Source organism: Polyangium sp. 15x6, assembly GCF_029960785.1.
GTDB lineage: Bacteria > Myxococcota_A > Polyangia > Polyangiales > Polyangiaceae > Polyangium.
In genome coordinates, this window is sequence record NZ_JASBQE010000070.1 from 1 (window position 1) to 17,282 (window position 17,282).

Sequence of the window (17,282 nt, forward strand, 5' to 3'; positions counted from 1 at the left end):
TACGGCGGCGGTGGTGGCGGCGGCGGTCGCGGCGGTGGTGGCGGCGGTCGCGGCGGCGACCGGCGCGGCGGTCGCGGCGGCGGCGGCGGCCGGGATCGTGGCGGTCGCGGGGATCGCGGCGATCGCTGGTAAGACGTGAGGGCCCGGCGAGAGCCGGCCCGAAAGAAAGCGCCCCGGAGCCGAGGCTTCGGGGCGCTTCTGTTTTGTGCGCGTGTTCAGCGCTTGAACGGCTTCCGGCCGGCGAAGATCTGCCCCTCGCCGAGCTCGAAGCCGATGCGGATGAGCTGGTTGTACTTGGCCACGCGATCCGAGCGGGAGGACGAGCCCGTCTTGATCTGCCCGGCGTTCGTGGCGACCGCGAGGTCGGCGATGAACGTGTCCTCCGTCTCGCCGGAGCGGTGCGAGATGATCGACCGATAGCCGCCCTCGCCGGCGGTGCGGATGCAGTCGAGCGTCTCGGTGACCGTGCCGATCTGGTTCAGCTTGATCAGGATGGCGTTCGCGATCCCCTCGGACATGCCGCGCGCGAGGCGCTCGGGGTTCGTGACGAAGAGGTCGTCGCCGACGAGCTGCACCTTCTTGCCGAGCCGCTCCGAGATGAGCTTCCAGCCCTTGTCGTCGTTCTCCGCGCAGCCGTCCTCGATCGAGACGATGGGGTAGCGCTTCGTGAGATCCTCGTAGATCGCGACGAGCTCCTCGGGCGTCTTCGGCCCCTTGTCGAAGGTGTAGACGCCCTTCTTGTCGTCGAAGAACTCGCTCATCGCCGCGTCGAGCGCGAGGCCGATGTCCTCGCCGGGCTTGTAGCCGGCGGCCTCGATCGCGCGCACGACCTCCTGCAGCGCCGACTCGTTCGTGGCGAGCCGCGGCGCGAAGCCTCCCTCGTCGCCCACGGCCGTCACGTGCCCGGCCTTCTTCAGGATCCCCTTGAGCGTGTGGAAGACCTCGACGCCCATGCGCAGCGCCTCGTCGAACGAAGCCGCGCCGTAGGGCACGATCATGAACTCCTGCACTTCGAGGCCGTTGTCGGCGTGCACGCCGCCGTTCAGGATGTTCATGAGCGGCGTCGGCAGGACACGCGCGGCGGCGCCGCCGAGGTACCGCCAGAGCGGCAGATCCACGGTGTCGGCCGCGGCGCGCGACACGGCCATCGAGACGCCGAGGAGCGCGTTCGCGCCGAGCTTGCCCTTGTTCGGCGTGCCGTCGGCCTCGATGAGGACCTTGTCGACGGCGGGCTGATCGAGGGCGTCCATGCCCACGACGGCGGGGCCGAGGACGGTCTCCACGTTGCGAACCGCCTTCGACACGCCCTTGCCCAGGTACCGCTTCTTGTCGCCGTCGCGCAACTCGACGGCCTCGTAGGCGCCGGTGGAGGCTCCGCTCGGGACCGCGGCGCGCCCCAAGCCGTTGGTCGTCCTGACCTCGACCTCCACCGTGGGGTTGCCACGGGAATCGAGGATTTCACGGGCCATCACGCTCTGAATCTCGGACATGAGAACGCTCCTTCGGCAGAGGGCCGGCAGCATAGCGTGATGGGCGCCGCCGAACAGGGGCCGATCGCGACAGAAGTCTTCCTCCCTCGGGCGCGAGTCGCGTTATGCTCCCCGGCCGCGTGGAACGTTCGATCGGCGTGTATGGCGAGGAGTTGCTCCTCTGGATCTGCGCAGTGCGCCAGTCCCCGAGGCGTCCGCCCGCGGAGCACCTGCTCCAGCAGGCGAACTCCTTGATGAACGAGCTCAAGAGCTCGAAGGTGACCGACGAGCTGCCCGTCGTCTCGGCCGACGATGGCCAGTTCGCGATCGCGGCGATCATCGACGAGATCGCGATGAGCCTTCCGGACTTGCGTCCGCTCTGGTCGCAATACTCGCTGCAGGCCACGCGCTGGTACACGACGAACGCGGGCGTCGAGTTCTACCAGCGCCTCGAGCGCGTGAAGGAAGGACCGAAGAGCGTGCTCGCGACGTACTACGTGGTGCTCGGCCTCGGCTTCCTCGGCAGGTTCGGTTTGCCCGGACAGGTGCAGTACGGCGCGACGCAGACGCGCATCGACGTGGCGCGGATCCTCGGCGTCGATCCGGATCGCGACTGGCACGCGGGCGCGCTAAGGCCCGTGCGTGAGGAGACGGTGCGCCCGATCGACCACCAGACGCCGTGGTGGAAATCGCTGTGGATGGCCCGCGGGATCGGGATCTTCTTCGTGGTCGTGGGCTCGATCCTGATCATCGTCTCTGCCGTCGGGGGCAAGTGATGGCGAACGAGATCGGCCCGTTCACGCAAGAGATCGACGCGCTGCTCGCGGCGATCGCGCAGAAGCACCCGAGCAAGAAGCCGCCCTACCAGGTGCCGATCTACCTCGTCGTCGGCGATCCGGGGACGGGGCGATCGACGGCGATCCGCTCGCAGTTCCTCACGTGGTCCGGCAATGACGGCCCCTTGCCGCCCGCGACGTCGACGCCGTTCTGCACGTACTGGATGGCCGACGAGTGCGCCTTCATCGAGCCCGAAGGCCACGTGATGGGACCACGCCGCGACCCGGCGCTGCTGCAGGCGCTCTGCGAGGAGCTCTTGCGCAAGCGGCCGCGCGAGCCGCTCGACGCGCTCATCCTCGTGCTCAACGTCGCCGCCATCGCCGACCTCGACGAGGCCGGCGTGCAGGCGTACGCGAAGAACTACCGCGACGTGCTCGTGGAGATCGGAAGGCACCTCGGCGGCGACGTGCCGACCTACGTCATCCTCACCCGCTTCGACACGGTCTGGGGTTTCGCCGACGTGTTCCAGTGGACGCCCGAGCGCAAGCGCGAAGACCCGTGGGGCTTCACGCTGCACCAGGAGGTCGCGCCGCAGGACGCGCTGCCGAAGATCCGCGAGGAGATCGACGGGCTCGCCGCGCGCTTCGAGATGTTCTGCTTCGCCAAGCTCTCGGGCGAGGAGCACGTCGACACGCGCATCCGCGCCTACCAGCATCTCGTGGAGGTGCGCGAGCTGCTCGATCGACTGCGCACCCTCTTCGGCGTGCTCGCGATGCCGAACGCGTACGAGCGCGTGCCGTGGTTCCGCGCGCTTTCCATCGGCAGCGCGGTGCCTGGGGTCGGCGACCGGCAACGCGCGGGTGTGGCGAGGTTCCAGAGCATGGGCCTCTACCCGGCCTCGATGCCTCAGGGCATGCGGCCGGGCGGGCTGCCGATCCACGCGCTCGTCAAGACGGTCACGTTGCCCGAGAAGGACCTCGTGCCGCTGCGCGTGCGCTGGCGCGACGACCTCGCGACGTTGATCCTCGCGGGCTCCGCGCTCCTCGTGTGGATCGCCGCGATCATCGTCGCGGGCGTGAACCGCTAGCGCCCGCGGGCGAGCTCGATCTCCATCGAGACCCAGGCGTCGAGGTCGGGCTCGGGCTTGAAGAGGCCGAAGTCGAACTCGCGCCCGTTGATGAGGATGAACGGCGTGCCCATGAGGCCCGCGCGATCCGCGTCGGCCTTGTCGCGCTCGATCGTCTTCGTCGCCGCCTCGGACTGCATGTCCGCGCGCAGCTTGCCCATGTCGAGCCCGAGCTCCTCGGCGATCTCGCCGATCGTCGCGTCGCCGAGTTTCTCCTGGTTCTCGAAGAGCTCGCGCTCCATCTCCCAGTAGCGCCCCTGCTTCTGCGCGGCGTAGGCGGCGCGGGCCGCGACCTCCGCGTGGGTGTGCCGCGGCAGCGGGTAGAACTTGTGCACGAGGCGCACGTCGTTCTCGTGCGCCGCGGCGACGCGCTCGACGATCGGCACGATCCTTCGGCACGCGGGGCACTCGAAGTCCGACCACACCATGATCGTGACGGGCGCCGTCGCGGAGCCCTTCGTCGGCGAGCCGGCGACGTCGACCGTGGTGACCTTGTTCCCGAAGCGGGTCTCGTAGGCGCGTGCGACGTCGGCGCGGCCGAGGCCGGCTTTCACGCGCTCCGTGATGAAACGCGCCGCGGGCTCGCAGGCCTTGCAAGAACGCTTCTCGTCGAGGCAGGTGGAGAGCGGCACGGCCTGGTCGGGGCAGGGGGCGATCTGCTCGTCGAGCAGCCGTTCGACGGTCTCGCGCTCGCGCGGCACGAGCTCCTCCATTTCCTTCGGCCGCTGGATCTCGAGGGCGCCGCCGCTTTCCGCGTGCTGGCTCCCGCCGCACGCGCTCGCGAAGAGCGCCGAGACCAGCAGGAGCGGGGAGAGGATTCGGGGAGTCACGCGGCGCATCTTACGTCCACAATGAGGCTTCGGCTCGCCTGACGGTGGCCTTCGCCCCAAACCCCGGCACCGCCGCGGGCGGATCGGCTTTGCCCCCCTCGACGCCGGACCGCGCTCGGGGTATTCACCGGCCGAACGTGCACGACGCCGCACCGCCTCCCCCGCAACCCGCCAAGACCAGCGCGCCGATCTCCGTCCGCGACGCCGGCAAAAAGCGGCTGCGGTGCCCGACGTGCCTGGAGTCCGTCGCCCCCGGCCTCGAGCTCTGCCCCGAGTGCGACGAGCCCCTCGCGGGCAGCAAGAGCCTCAAGGCCGGCGCGACCACGGTCAAGGCGCCGAGCTGGCTGTCGCTGCACTGGCGTCCGCTCGTCACGGGCCTCGCGATGGCCGGCGTGCTCGCGACCGGCATCGCCCTGCGCAGCCTCGCCCCGGGACGCTTCCTCCCGCCGCGGGCCGCTTCACGTTCGCCGACCGCCGTCACGCCGACCTGCACCTCGCCCTGCTGGCATGGCGAGGCGTGCCAGGTCGGCCAGTGCGTCTGGCAAAAGCCGAACGATGTCGGACACCTCGGCGACCAACCCCTCGTGACGGGGCCGTTCGCCTTGCCGAAGGACGTCTCCGACGCCTTGCCGCTCGACGCGGATCGCTTCGCGCTCGCGCTGCTCACGGGCATCGAGGTGCACGACGCGCGCACGGGCGCGCTGCTCACGCTCGTCAGCGACGCGCCGCAGATCAAGGGTCTCTACCGCGTCGGCGAGCACCTCTACGCGACCTCGCCGCAGAGGCTCTACGTCGTCGACGCGGCCTCGATGGGCCTGCAGAAGACGATCGATCTCGGCGCGATGGTCGGGCAGGTGTCGGTCGGGGCGAACGGCCGGCGCGCGCTCGTATCGCTCCCGTCGGCGCACGCGGTCGCGATCCTGGCGACGGAGTACCACGCCGAGATCGACCGCATCCATTTCGGCGATGATCCCGTGGGGCCGATGGGCGTCGACGACACGGGCACGCGCGCGCTCGGCACGACGGGACAGGTCCCGCTGCCGGGCCTGCGTGATCCCGCGGGCGGCGCCGTGTACGCGTTCGATCCGAGCCGGCTCGCGTCGCAACAGGATCGCGTGCGCACGTCGATGCTGGGCAACCCCGTCAGCGTGCTCATGACGCCCGATGGCAGCGCGAGTTACGTCGTCCTCCGCGCCGAGGACGCGCTCGTGCCGCTCGAATGGCTGCCGTCGGGGGCGGTGCGCCGCCGCGCGCGGATCCAGACCTGCGACGAACCCGAGCAGATCGAGCTCGTGCGTCGCGGACGCCGCGCGCTCGTGCGTTGCCACGAGGGGCGCGCGCTCGAGGTCTTCGACCTCGCGAAGGGCGAGCTCGCGCGGCACATCCCGTTCAACGGGCGCGCGACCGATCTCGTGATCACGCCCGACGGCGAGCAGGCGCTCGTGACGCTCACCGGCGACGGCGCGGGCTCGCTCGCGATCGTGGATCTCGAGTCCTACGCGGTGAAGCTCCTTCCGCTCTCGGGCGAGCCCAAGCGCGTGCGGCTCACGCCGGACGGCCGCATGGCGCTCGTCTTCTCGGACTGGGCCAAGGTCGCGTGGGTGGTGCGATGAGCCAGCAGCGCGTCCCGTGCCCCGCCTGCAAAGCGCCGATCGTCTTCGGGGCGCGCAAGTGCCGCGCGTGCAAAGCGTGGCTCGTCCCGGAGGCGCAGCCGCGCGTGCCGCGCGTGATCCTCGGCGGCATCGCGCTCGCCGGGACGATCTTCGCCGTCGTCGTGGGCGGCCGCGAATCTCCCGTGGGCGAGGCGCCGCCGCTGACGAACCTCGATCCTTCGGGATCCAGCAGCGCCGCGGGCGCGCCGCGTCCCGGCTCGATCGGCCCCGAGATCGAGGCCGAGCCCGAGCCCACGCCGGCCGACCCCCAGAAGCGCTGGAAGACCCGCGAGATCCGCCTCGGTGACGCCCACCCGCTCGACGTCGTCTTCCATCCGAAGGGCACGAGCGTCTACGTCAGCGCCGACGACGCCACGCTGCGCGAGTACAAGCTCAAGACGGGCGAGCTCGTGCACAAGGCCTCGATGCCCGCGCAGGGCGACGAGATCCGGATGATCTTCGACCGGTACGTCGCGGTCCTCCGGCACGAGGACGCGGCGCGGATCCCGGTGATGGACACGTCGGCGTGGGATCGGGATCCGGTGCTGCTCGACGTCGGCAAGAGCCCGGGCGAAATCGTCCCGATGCCGGACGGCCGCAGCGTCGTGGCCTCGACCATCGACGGCAAACGTGTCGCGCGGTTCGACCTGCCGACGGGCGTGCGCCTCGCGGACATCACCTTGCCGCACGCGACGGGCCAGCTCTTCCTCGTTCGCGCCGAGAACCGCCCGTACATCGCGGCGATGGGCGCGCTCTCGCATGGCGGGCGCGCCGCGGGCGCGTGGATCGACCTCTTCGACCCGAGCGAGGAACCCTTCGGCGCCACCCGCCGCAGCATCTTCGTCGGCCGTGAGCCGCGCGCCGGAGCGCTCTCCCGGGACGGCAGCACGCTCTTCTTCCCGGACCGCGTCTCGAACAAGGCCGTCCTCCTCGACATCGCCGCGACCACGCAGGTCAAGTCGACGGCCGTGGGCTTGAGCCCGGAGCAGGGGTTCCTCCTGAACGACGATCGCCTCGGCGTCACGCTCGACAGCAAGGCGCGCACGGTCACGGTCGTCGACCTCGCCACGATGAAGGTCACGAGCACGCTCATGCTCGACGGCTCGCCTTGCGCGGGCGCGGCCTCGCCGGATGGGCGCACGCTCTTCGTCGCGCTCGGCGGCACCGAGCGGCCCCCCAAGGGCAGCGGCGTGGCCGTCATCGCCGGCGAACCGCTCCGCATCGTCGCCACGATCCCCACGGGACCTGGTGTCTGCGCCGTGGACGTCACGCGCGACAGCTCCCGCGCCGTCGCCGCGTCCTATTACGACAAATCGATCCTCGTGCTCGAGCAATGAGCTCGCGGCGCGCTTGCCCTGCTCAGCCCGCGCCCTCGACGTAAGCGTCGACCTCGATCTCCACGAGCATGTCCGGCGCGATGAGCCGCCGCACCTCGACCATCGTGGCGGCGGGCGCGTGGGCGCCGACCATCTCCTTGTGCGCGCGCCCGATCTCGGGCCAGCGCTCGATGTCGGTCACGTACATCCGCGTGCGGACCACATCCGCGAGGGACCCGCCGAGCTCCCGCAGCGCCGCCTCGATGATCTCGAAGCAGCGGATCGCCTGGGCATAGGCGTCTCCCTTGGCGTGCGTCCCTCCGCCCACCGCGACGGGCGCCGTCCCGCCCACGTACACGTGCGGGCCGACGGCCACGGCCCGGCAATACCCCACGCGCGCCTCCCACTCCGCGCCCGAGAACACCCGTCGTTTTTGCATGGCCCGGGTATACCACGGCCCGGCTGCTTCTCGGGCGCGCCCTAGAATGGGGCGGTCATTGCGTCGACGTTCGCGGCGAAAGGAGCGAGCGCCAGCGCTCGTGGCTTTCGGGATCGAAGATGGCATCGGCCACGGCGTCTGGACCGTCCACCCGCAGGTGCTCGGCGAGCTGCTCCTGCTCGTCCGTGCGGAGTGGGCGCCGGAGCCGTCGCTCGACCTGGCGCGCGAGCACCGCGAGCTGGCCCTGGACAAACCCCTCCTCGATCCCCATCGCCTTCCCTTCCCTGAAGATCCGGTTTTGCATGACGATCTCCCGCGACAAACAGGAGTGTACCACATCCGCGAGCCTCCGCTCTCTCTTGTCCGCATCCGCCAGTGCGACCATGGCCGCGCCGAGTTCGGCGAACTCGCGCTCGTTCGTCCGGGCACGCAGGGCTTCCAGCACCGCCTCCAGATTGCGCGCGTCCGCGTCGACGGCGAGCGGCGTGAAGATCATCCAGAACGCACTCCCGCGGGCCTCGAGCTCGGCCACGGTGCGCTGGTAGACCGGCTCGATCCGGAAATGCACCCCGCAAAACGGGGCTCTCGCCGGGGAAGTCCGGTACGCCGCGTGCGCGGGCCACGGCTCTTCCCGACCGGACAGGACGATCACCACGCTCTCGATCGGCAGGGGTTTGCCTCGGCCCCCGCGCGCCTCGTCCGCCGCGGCGAGCGCCGTGAGGTTGTGATATTCGAACACCCGGAACGCGATTTCCTCGGTCATCGTGAGCGTCCACTCCGCGTGGAGCAGCCGCCGCTCGTCGCCGACCTTCACGGAGAGCGCGCGATCGAGCCTCCGCTGGCGCCCCGTCACCTGCGTCTCCACCCATCCGAGGGGCTCGACGAGCTTCTGATCCGCGTCGCAGAGCGCGCGCGCCACCTCGCGAGGGAATTGCCGGGACACGTGGCGGAGCACGAGATCGACATCGTCGTCGAGCCCCGCCTCGCCCTTCCGCTTCCTGGGCTGCATCCCGCGCCCCATGGCGAACGACGTGCCAGGAAAAAGCACCGCTCTCGTGCATGAAAATGCTCCTCCGGGGTGACGGCGCCATGCCGATGGCCGGCGGCCGCCGGGGAGCGCCGAACCACCGTGATCTCGGGCGCGCCTCGTGCCACCATGCGCGCGCTTTCCTCCCGCCCTCCGAGCCGAATCATGAAATCCCCTCGCTCGCTCCTCGCGCTCCTCGCCACGACCGTCGCTTGCTCCGCCGCGCCGCCGCCCGCGCCGCCCCCGGCTCCCGCCGCCGCCGCCAAACCCACGGCCGCCGCGCCTGCGCCCGACCTCCCCGCGCCTCCGACGGGCTTGCGCCTCCCGCGCGCCGTGCATCCGCTTCGTTATGCCGCGACGCTCACCCTCGTCCCCGGCGACGACGTCCTCCGCGGCGAGATCACCATCGACCTCAGCCTCGCCGAGCCCACGCGCGCCATTTGGCTCCACGCCGAGCGCCTCACCGTCGAGGAGGCTCGCATCGAGGCCGCTGCCAAACACCTTCCGCTCCGCGTCGTGCCGACAGAAGGCGACCTCGTCGGATTCGCGCTCGACACCCCGGCGCCGGCCGGTTCGGCGCGCCTCATCGTAAAGTATCGCGGCGCGATATCGTCCCTCGACGATCACGGCGCCTTCCGCGAGGAGGCCGACGGCGCCTCGTACATCTACTCCCATTTCGAGGCCACCGCCGCGCGCCGCGTCTTTCCTTGCATCGACGACCCCGGCGTGAAGGTCCCCTGGCAGGTCTCGCTCCGCGTCCGCGAAACCGACGTCGCCCTCTCGAATACACCCGCTCTCGGCGAGACCAAGGAGCCGGGCGGCATGAAGCTCGTCCGCTTCGCGCCCACGCCGCCTTTGCCGAGTTACCTCGTCGCCTTCGCGGTCGGGCCTTTCGAGATCGTCGATGCGGGCACGGCCGGGAAAAACAAGATCCCGGTCCGCGTGGCCGTCCCTCGCGGCGCGGCCGTCAAAGCCTCGTTCGCGGCGAAGACCACGCCGCCGCTGCTCGGAATGCTCGAAGAGTACCTCGGCACGGCTTATCCCTACGAAAAGCTCGACGTCGTCACCATTCCTCGCCTCTCTTCGTTCGGCGCCATGGAAAACCCGGGGCTCGTCACGTATGGCGCCCGCGGCTCGCTCGCCGCGCCCGCCGACGAGACGCCCATGTTCCGGCGCGGATTCACCGCGACCATGGCCCACGAGCTCGCCCATCAATGGTTCGGCAACCTCGTCACCATGGACTTCTGGGAGGACATCTGGCTCAATGAAGCCTTCGCCACCTGGATGGGCAGCAAAATCGTCGAGCGCTTCTCCCCCTCCTGGCGCGAGGACACCCGCCGCGTCGCATCCGCCTCCTATGCCATGGGCGAGGACGGCCTGCTCAGCGCCCGAAAAATCCGGCAGGAGATTCGCACCCAGGACGACATCTCCAATGCCTTCGACAGCATCACTTACCAGAAAGGCGCGGCCGTCCTCCGCATGTTCGAGGCCTACGTCGGCCCCGAAAAATTCCAGCGCGGCGTCCGCCGTTACCTCGACGAGCACGCCCACGGCAATGCAAAAGCCGCCGATTTCCTGCGCGCGCTCTCGGCCGAGACCAGCCCCGAGATCGGCCCCGCGTTCGCCACGTTCCTCGACCAGCCCGGCGTCCCGCTCGTCAAGGCCGAGCTCGCCTGCGAGAAGGGCAAACCCCCTCACGTAAAACTCTCGCAATCGCGCTGGCTCCCGGCCGGATCCGCCGGCGCCGCCGAATCGACCTGGCAGATCCCGGTTTGTCTCCGCTATGGCCCCGGCCCCGAGGCGCGCGCCTGCACGCTCCTCACCACGAAGACGGCCGAGCTCCCCCTCGACAAAGCGAAATCGTGCCCCGCGGCGTTTGCCCTGAAGGACGAAGGCGTCGGCTATTACCACGTCGATCCCGGAAAGGCGGCCCTCGCGCGGCTCCTCGGCAAGCCCGGAAAATTCCTCGGTTTGCCCGAGCGCCTCTCGCTCCTCGATGACGCCTCGGCCCTCGTCGAGAGCGGCGCCCTCGTCCCCGGCGACATCTTCTCCCTCGTCCCCGACGTCGTCGCCGAGCCCGAGCCTCTCCTCGAGCGCGGCGCGGCCACGCTCGTCGCCCGCGTCCGCGACGCGCACGTCCCTGCCGACCTCCGCCCGCGCTTCGCCCATTTCGTCACCCGCACCTTCGGCAAACGCGCCCGCGCCCTCGGCGTCCTCCCGAAGCCCGGCGAGGACGAATCCGTCACGTTCCTCCGCCCCCTCCTCCTCTCGCTCGTCGCCGATCGCGGCGAGGATCCGGCCCTGCTCGCCGAACTTCGCGCCCTCGCCGCGCGTTTCCTCGACGACCCGACGGCCGCCCCGCTCGACATCGCTGGCCCCGCGCTCGCCCTCGCGGCGCGGCACGGCGGCGATCGCGCGCTCTTCGATCGATTGCGCGAGGCAGCCAGGAAAGAGCGCGACGAGCGCCGCCGCGGCGCCTTCCTCGAGGCGCTCACGAGCTTCCGGGATCGCGCCCTCGTCGACGAATCCCTCGCGCTCGTCCTCGACGGCGGCTTCGATCCGCGCGACGCCGTGTGGCTCCTCGGCCAGGACGAGCGAATGCTCGATCGATCCCTCGGGTACGTCGAAAAGAACTGGAGCGCCCTCGTCGCGCGCATGCCGACCGAGGCGCTCGGCTACCTCCCCCTCGTGTTTCAGGGCTCCTGCGACGACACGAACCGCGCCGCCGTCGCGCGCGTCTTCGAGGGCCGCGTCTCCGAGATCGTCGGCGCGCCGCGCTCCCTCGCGCAGTCGCTCGAGTCGATCTCGCTTTGCGTGGCCCAGCGTCAGAAGCTCGAACCGAGCCTCCGGGCCTTTCTCCAGAAATACTAGTCCGACCGGTTTTCGGAGGCCGTACGGCGGCACCCGGCTTGCTGGGGCGCGGATGGAGGAGGTATCCGTGTCACCCCACCGCACCCTTGTTACGGCCTCTCTTGCATTCGTGCCGCTCTTTGCAGGATGTCTCGGCTCCGACGTCTCCGAGGCGCCGGAGGCCACCGCGGAGCACGAGGCCGATATCTCCTTCGCGACGTATTACATCGCCCGGCGGGATCTTCGTCGCTGCGCGTATCCCAGTTGCGGGGGCTTCTTCATCTCCGCCGTCAATCAGGACAAGACGGTCTGCGCCGACGGCACCACCGCCGAGGAGTGTTACGTCGCCGATATCCAGTTCTCCAGCCTCCTCCAGCTCGCCGGCGTCGAGGGCACGATCCGCGAAGCCATCGGCGTGCAGCGACAATCGACGCGCGCCGTCCTTTTTGGCGATCTCTTCCCCGGCCAGAGCGGCCTCGGCTCGCTCTCGCTCCGGTTTGCCTGGGTCGCCCTCGAGAACGCCGATCTCCGGGGCGGGTTCCACCGCGTCTGGCACAACGGCGTCGTCTGCGTCGCCGCGCCCTGCCCGAGCTTCGATCAGGAGCACCTGAACACGGGCGCGGTGCGGACGATCCACGAGATCGATCTCAAAGAGGTCCCCGGCAATGGCCGGGACGATTTCGACTCGGGGCGCGCGCTCTTCTCGACGCTCGGCATGATCCTCACCGGCCAGAACGTAACCATCGAGGACTATGGGCCGGCGGGGGACGCCATCGTCCTCCAGGCGACGCAGGGCTTCCTCCCGGTCATCCTGCCGACGATCCGCGGCGCCCGCGCGCCCGTCGACAACGGCCCGGTCATCGGCCGCGGACCGGTGGGCGGCGGCGGCGAGGGCGGCAGCGGCGGCATCCGGAGCGGGAACGTGCAGTAGGGTCGAGCATTCATTGCCGCGCGCGCCCGGACGCGTCACCATCCTGGTGTCATGGACATCGAATGGCGGACGGACGTGGACCCGGGCGCGCGCCGCGTGATCGAGGCGCTCGTCTCTTCGCAACACACCCTCGAAGACGTCGTCCGCTGGAGCCTCTCGCTCGCGCCGCCGCAGCTCATCGCGGACGTGGTCGTTCAGGACGAATACAACCACGACGTCGTCCTCGAACATTCGGCCGGCGTTTATCTCGTCTACGACACGACCTGACTGGGCGGATTGACGGCGGTCGCCGTCTGGGATCACAAGCCGACCGCGGCGGAGATGCTCGAAGCGCGCCTCGCGCGCGGCTGGACACCCACGCCCACGGCCACGCGGGACGGGCCCGTCATCCTCGGGTACGCCGCCTGCGCCGTCTCGCGTCCTAGTTCGCCCCCAGGAACGTGAGCACGGCGCTCTCGCCGAATCGCTCCCGCGAAAGACGAGCGGCCTCTGCATTCGCTGGCACGTCACGCAAGAGGCGGGTTTGTCCTTCCGGATCTCGCACGTCCGCGAGCTCGCGCCCGATCAGCCGCAGCGCCGCGCGAAGCTCCCCCTCGAATCCGTCGACGTCGCCCGCCGCGTGGAGCGCCTCCGCCGCCGCCATCCGCAGATCCACCTCCCCCGCGCCCAGGCCCCCGGCCGCCCGCATGTCCGCGAGCGCCGCGCGCGTGAGCGCCTTCGCTTCGGCGACCCGCCCGAGCCGCGACAGCGCGCGAATCCGCGTCGCCGTGAGCGACAGCCGCCGCAGGCCCATACGATCGACGAGCTCGAGCCCCCGATCCACCTCGGCGAGCGCCCGCGCGGCGTCTCCCTCCGCGAGCGACACCCGCGCCGCGATCCCCCACGCGATCCCCGCGTCGAACGGCCCGATCCCCGGCTCCTTGGCGAGCTCCCCCGCGAGCGCGCGCGCCTCCTCGCGCGCCTCCTTCGTGGCTTGCTCGGCCAGGGACGTCGCGCGCAGGATCCGCACCCCGATCTTCGTCAGCGCGTCGTCCATCGCCGTCGCCTGGGCCTCCGCCTCCGCGAACCGCGCCTCGGCCTCGCCGAGCGCCCCGAGCGCCCCGAGCGCCTCACCGATGCGCGCCACGCAGAGCGCCCGCATTCGTGCGTCGCCCGCCGCCTCGAAGGCGAGCGTCGCGTCCTCGATGATCTCCAGCAGCGCGAGCGGCTCGTTCGTCGTGGTCCGACCGTACTCGTAGGCCGCGAGCCGCGCCCAGCCGTGCGCGCTCGGATCCACCGCGCCCGTCCGCTCGAGCGTCTCGCGCATCCGCTCGAGCGCCTTGTGCGACTCGCCCCGATCGAGCCGCATCGCGAGCAAGCAAAGCAGCCGCCCGAGGCACTCCGCGTAGGCCCCTTGCGCCTCCAGATCCGGCGTCAGCGCGAGCAGCTCGTCGAGGTACGACGAGAATCCTTCCGCGTTCACCCCGAGCCCCGTCAGCGTGCAGACGAGCCCGAGCACCCGGCAGTGCCACGTCGAGCCCTTCGGCAAGAGCGGCAGCGCCTCGATCCCCATCTGGCACGCCTCGGCCCAGGCCTTGTTCCAGTACAGGATGCAGCACGCCATCCCGCGCACGAGCCCGAGCTCGGCCCCTGCCGCGCCGAGCGCTTCGGCCTTCGCCGCGTGCGCGCGTGTCCCTGCGAGGTCGTTCCGTTCGAACGCCTCGCGCGCCGCGCGCACGTGCAGCACACGCGCGCGTGCCGGATCGCCCCCGCGTTCCCAGTGCTCGGCGAGCACCTGCGCCTCGCGCTCGCCCGCGGCCTCCAGGAACGCCGCCGCGCGCGCGTGCCCGAGCGCGAGCTCCTCCTCGCCGAGCAGCCCATACGCCGCCTCGCGCACGAGCACGTGCCGGAAGCCGTACTCCACGTCCCCCGCGAGCCTGCTCGTTCGTTGCTTCTCCAAGAGCTCCGCGCGCACGAGCGCCATGAGCGCCTGATCCACGAAGGCCCCGTGCCCCTCCCGATCCATCAGCGCGAGCACGCCTCCGCGCCAGAACCGCGTCCCGAAGATGCTCGCCGCGACCAGCGCCCGCCGCGCCTCCGGCCCGAGCCGCCCGAGCCGTGCTTGCAACATCGCCACGAGCGTCGCCGGCCGCTCTCCCTCCTCGCCCGCGTCGCGCGCCGCGCGCGCGAGCTCCTCCACGAACAGCGGATTTCCCGCGGCGCGGTCCACGATCCGCTCCGCCACGACCTCGCTCGCTTCCGGGCCGAGCGCGGCCCGCGCGAGCTCCTCCGCGTCGCGACGAACGAGCGGCGACAGCACCATCCGCTCCGCCCGATCGCCCCACAGCCGCGGATAGACGTCCTCCACGTCCGGCCGCGCCAGCGCCAGCACGAAGAGCGGCTGATCCGAGAGCTCCACCAGCGCGCGTTCCACGAGACGCACGCTCCGCGCGTCGGCGTGATGCACGTCCTCGAGCGCGAGCACCACCGGACGCGCGGCGCTCTCGCCACGCAGGAACTCCAGGAACGTCCGCTCGATCTGCGCCCGCGCGACCCGCCCGTCCACGAAGCCCGCCGACACTTGCCTTTCGCTCGTCGTCGACAGCTCCCGCGCCCCGCGCCCGCGCAGCGCGTCCGCGAGCATCGCGTACGCCGTCGCCCCGAGCGGCTCGCTCCGACCGACGAGGAAGAGCACGTCCTTCTCGCGCGCCTCGATCCTCGCGCGGAGCTCCCGCAACAGCCGCGACTTGCCCATGCCCGCCGGCGCCACCACCACGACCGCCCTCGAGACCGGCTCCTCGCGTGTCGCCTCGAACGCCCGCAGCAAGAGAGCGAGCTCCCGCTTGCGCCCCACGAACGGCATGGTTTTTCCGAGCAGCGACCGCGCGTCGTCCCGCGCCGCCCCGCCCGTGAGCAGGATCCGCCCGCCCTCGCGTGCCGTCGCGAAGCGACCTCCGACGAGCCCCGCCGTGACCGCGTCGACGATCACCGCCCCGCGCGGCGCGCCCTCCTCGCGCAGCGCCTCCACCGCGCGATCCACCGCTTCCCCGACTGGCTGCTCGCCCGACACGAACCCCGGCCCCGTCGCGACCGCGATCGTCGTCTCCGGCAGGGCCGCCTTCACCGCGAGCGCCGCGCGCGCGGCCGCCGCTGCCTGATCCGTCGCGTCCCCGCCGAACCGCGCGAACGCCGCGACGTCCCACCCTTCCGCCCGTGACCCGTGCGAAAATGCCCCGTTTCGCAGCAGGATCCGCGCGAGCTCCTCGCGCGAGGCGCCTGCGGGCGGCGCCAGCACGAGCACGCTCAGGAGCTCCGGCACATCCCGCGCGACGGACGGAGAGAACGCGCCCCTCCGCGCGCCGAGCTCGAGGAGCGCCGGCAGCTCTTCGAGCAGGTTCGACGCGCTCGCCGGCCGCCTGTGCGGATCCTTCTGCAAGAGGCTCCGCACGAGCGCCGCCACCGGCGGCGGCACCCCGGGCCGGAGCGGCAAAAGCTCGGGCGGATCCTCGCTCAGGACCTTCGACATCACGAGCACCGCGTCTGTCGCGACGAACGGCGGCCGACCGGCCAGGCACTCGAACAGGATGCAGCCGAGCGAGAACATGTCCGACGCGGGCCCGATCGGCTGCTCGCTGCCCACCTGCTCCGGCGACATGTATTCGGGTGTCCCGATCGATCGACCCGTCGCCGTGATGCCCGTCGCCGGCCCCATCGACCGCGCGATCCCGAGGTCCACGATCGTCGCTTGATCGATGTCGCCTCCACGCAGGAGCACGTTCGAGGGTTTGAGGTCCCGGTGAACGATCCGTCGCTCGTGCAGCGCGGCGAGCCCCTCGGTGATGCGCCGGAGCAAGAGCAGGGCCTCGCGGGTCGAGAGCGGCCCGCGCGAAAGCCGCTTTGCGAGGTCCTCGCCTTCGAGCCATTGCATCGCCAGGAAATGCCGACCGTCCTCGCTCTGTCCGTGCGCCACGTACGACACGACACGCGGGTGCCGGACCTCGGACAGAATTCGCGCTTCCCGGGCGAAGCGCTCCGTATCGAGCGACGTCGCGTCCGGATGCAGGAGCTTCAGCGCGACGTCTTCTCCGGTCTCTTGATCCGCGGCCCGGTAGACCTCGCCCATGCCGCCGCGCCCGGCGAGCGAGCGGACCACGAAACGCCGCGCGACCAGCGTTCCGGCGGGCAGGGGCTTGCTTCTCGGGGCCATGCGCGCCCATTGGTTTCATACCCGAGCGCGCCCGCTGTCAAGCGCTTCGCCGCAGCGCGTCGGCCTTTGACGCTTGCGGGAGCGCCGAAGCTTTGAGAAATTCGAGGGCGTGTCGTGCCCCAAGCTCATCACCGAGCGCCTCGAGCTGGTCCCCATGACCGTGGAGGTCGTCGAGGCCGTGTTCGATGGGCGCCGCGCCGATACCGAGGCGCTCCTCGGCGCGAAGATGCCCAACGCCTGGCCGGGCCGCGCGCTCGTCGAGCGTGCGTTCCTCGCGCGGCTCGACGCTGTGCGCGCCGATCCCGAGCATCGCCTCTGGGGGGACCGCGTGGCCCTGTCGCTCGAGCCTTCCCCGCGCGTCATCGGCAGTGTGGTTTTCCATGGCGGACCGGATGAGGACGGCATCGTCGAGGTCGCGTACGGCATCGAGGAGGAATCGCAGCGGCAGGGCTTCGGCTTCGAGGCCGTGAGCGCGTCCGTGGCGTGGGCGCTCGCCGAGCCGCGCGTGCGCGCCGTCCGGGCCTCGACGTTCACGTGGCACTTCGCGTCTTGCCGCATCCTCGAGAAGCTCGGCTTCCGCATCGTGGACAGGGAGGACGACCTGCTCGGCGAAATGCTCAAGTACGAGGTCGGCCCGAGCGCGTTCCGCAGGTAGGCGCCTGCGCCCTGGTTTTCCTGG

13 protein-coding genes are annotated in these 17,282 nt (G+C 71.0%); 8 read left to right on the forward strand and 5 right to left on the reverse strand.

What is annotated here, in order from left to right; translation table 11 throughout:
- Positions 1-215 precede the first annotated feature (215 nt).
- Positions 216-1,490 (reverse strand): phosphopyruvate hydratase, encoded by a 1,275-nt coding sequence (gene eno, locus QHF83_RS36580; protein WP_282422677.1) that lies wholly within the window; start codon positions 1,488-1,490, stop codon positions 216-218.
- Between the two features lie 119 nt (positions 1,491-1,609).
- Between eno and QHF83_RS36585 the strand changes: the two genes are divergently transcribed.
- Together QHF83_RS36585 and QHF83_RS36590 are read left to right on the forward strand one after the other, a co-directional pair.
- Positions 1,610-2,245, forward strand: a complete 636-nt coding sequence (locus tag QHF83_RS36585; protein WP_282422678.1) for a DotU family type IV/VI secretion system protein — start codon at positions 1,610-1,612, stop codon at positions 2,243-2,245.
- Positions 2,245-3,333, forward strand: coding sequence for a type VI secretion system protein (locus QHF83_RS36590; RefSeq protein ID WP_282422679.1), 1,089 nt, complete (start codon positions 2,245-2,247; stop codon positions 3,331-3,333). Before QHF83_RS36585 ends, QHF83_RS36590 begins: the two co-directional genes overlap by 1 nt.
- Here the strand turns inward: QHF83_RS36590 and QHF83_RS36595 are convergent.
- On the reverse strand, positions 3,330-4,202 hold the full coding sequence (locus tag QHF83_RS36595; RefSeq protein ID WP_282422680.1) for a thioredoxin domain-containing protein: 873 nt from the start codon (positions 4,200-4,202) through the stop codon (positions 3,330-3,332). The genes QHF83_RS36590 and QHF83_RS36595 overlap by 4 nt on opposite strands.
- 137 nt (positions 4,203-4,339) lie before the next feature.
- On the opposite strand from QHF83_RS36595, the gene QHF83_RS36600 reads away from it, so the two are divergent.
- Complete coding sequence (locus QHF83_RS36600) at positions 4,340-5,815, forward strand: hypothetical protein (protein ID WP_282422681.1); 1,476 nt, start codon at positions 4,340-4,342, stop codon at positions 5,813-5,815.
- On the forward strand, positions 5,812-7,191 hold the full coding sequence (locus tag QHF83_RS36605) for a hypothetical protein (RefSeq protein WP_282422682.1): 1,380 nt from the start codon (positions 5,812-5,814) through the stop codon (positions 7,189-7,191). The genes QHF83_RS36600 and QHF83_RS36605 overlap by 4 nt, the downstream gene beginning before the upstream one ends.
- Before the next feature lie 22 nt (positions 7,192-7,213).
- Here QHF83_RS36605 and QHF83_RS36610 read toward each other — a convergent pair whose 3' ends face one another.
- Entirely contained in the window at positions 7,214-7,609 is a 396-nt protein-coding gene (locus QHF83_RS36610; RefSeq protein WP_282422683.1) for a RidA family protein, read from the reverse strand.
- A gap of 55 nt (positions 7,610-7,664) precedes the next feature.
- The gene (locus tag QHF83_RS36615) at positions 7,665-8,618 is read right to left on the reverse strand and encodes a hypothetical protein (RefSeq protein WP_282422684.1); all 954 of its coding nucleotides are present in this window, start codon (positions 8,616-8,618) and stop codon (positions 7,665-7,667) included.
- A gap of 183 nt (positions 8,619-8,801) precedes the next feature.
- Between QHF83_RS36615 and QHF83_RS36620 the strand changes: the two genes are divergently transcribed.
- The 3 genes from QHF83_RS36620 (at position 8,802) to QHF83_RS36630 (ending at position 12,684) form a co-directional block, all read left to right on the forward strand.
- Entirely contained in the window at positions 8,802-11,507 is a 2,706-nt protein-coding gene (locus QHF83_RS36620) for a M1 family metallopeptidase (protein ID WP_282422685.1), read from the forward strand.
- Between the two features lie 109 nt (positions 11,508-11,616).
- Positions 11,617-12,417, forward strand: coding sequence for a DUF6748 domain-containing protein (locus QHF83_RS36625; RefSeq protein ID WP_282422686.1), 801 nt, complete (start codon positions 11,617-11,619; stop codon positions 12,415-12,417).
- Positions 12,418-12,468: 51 nt separating this feature from the next.
- The gene (locus QHF83_RS36630) at positions 12,469-12,684 is read left to right on the forward strand and encodes a hypothetical protein (RefSeq protein WP_282422687.1); all 216 of its coding nucleotides are present in this window, start codon (positions 12,469-12,471) and stop codon (positions 12,682-12,684) included.
- Between the two features lie 154 nt (positions 12,685-12,838).
- Here QHF83_RS36630 and QHF83_RS36635 read toward each other — a convergent pair whose 3' ends face one another.
- On the reverse strand, positions 12,839-16,603 hold the full coding sequence (locus QHF83_RS36635) for a serine/threonine-protein kinase (RefSeq protein WP_282422688.1): 3,765 nt from the start codon (positions 16,601-16,603) through the stop codon (positions 12,839-12,841).
- A 109-nt stretch (positions 16,604-16,712) separates the two neighbouring features.
- Between QHF83_RS36635 and QHF83_RS36640 the strand changes: the two genes are divergently transcribed.
- A complete protein-coding gene (locus tag QHF83_RS36640) occupies positions 16,713-17,258 on the forward strand; it encodes a GNAT family N-acetyltransferase (RefSeq protein ID WP_282422689.1) in 546 nt (181 codons plus the stop codon).
- Positions 17,259-17,282: the final 24 nt, after the last annotated feature.

What these genes read in the sequence shown, in the direction of transcription:
- eno (WP_282422677.1), bottom strand. Translation starts at nt 1,490, where the DNA reads ATGTCCGAGATTCAGAGCGTGATGGCCCGTGAAATCCTCGATTCCCGT.
- QHF83_RS36590 (WP_282422679.1), top strand. Translation starts at nt 2,245, where the DNA reads ATGGCGAACGAGATCGGCCCGTTCACGCAAGAGATCGACGCGCTGCTC.
- QHF83_RS36605 (WP_282422682.1), top strand. Translation starts at nt 5,812, where the DNA reads ATGAGCCAGCAGCGCGTCCCGTGCCCCGCCTGCAAAGCGCCGATCGTC.
- QHF83_RS36610 (WP_282422683.1), bottom strand. Translation starts at nt 7,609, where the DNA reads ATGCAAAAACGACGGGTGTTCTCGGGCGCGGAGTGGGAGGCGCGCGTG.
- QHF83_RS36615 (WP_282422684.1), bottom strand. Translation starts at nt 8,618, where the DNA reads ATGCAGCCCAGGAAGCGGAAGGGCGAGGCGGGGCTCGACGACGATGTC.
- QHF83_RS36620 (WP_282422685.1), top strand. Translation starts at nt 8,802, where the DNA reads ATGAAATCCCCTCGCTCGCTCCTCGCGCTCCTCGCCACGACCGTCGCT.
- QHF83_RS36630 (WP_282422687.1), top strand. Translation starts at nt 12,469, where the DNA reads ATGGACATCGAATGGCGGACGGACGTGGACCCGGGCGCGCGCCGCGTG.
- QHF83_RS36635 (WP_282422688.1), bottom strand. Translation starts at nt 16,603, where the DNA reads ATGGCCCCGAGAAGCAAGCCCCTGCCCGCCGGAACGCTGGTCGCGCGG.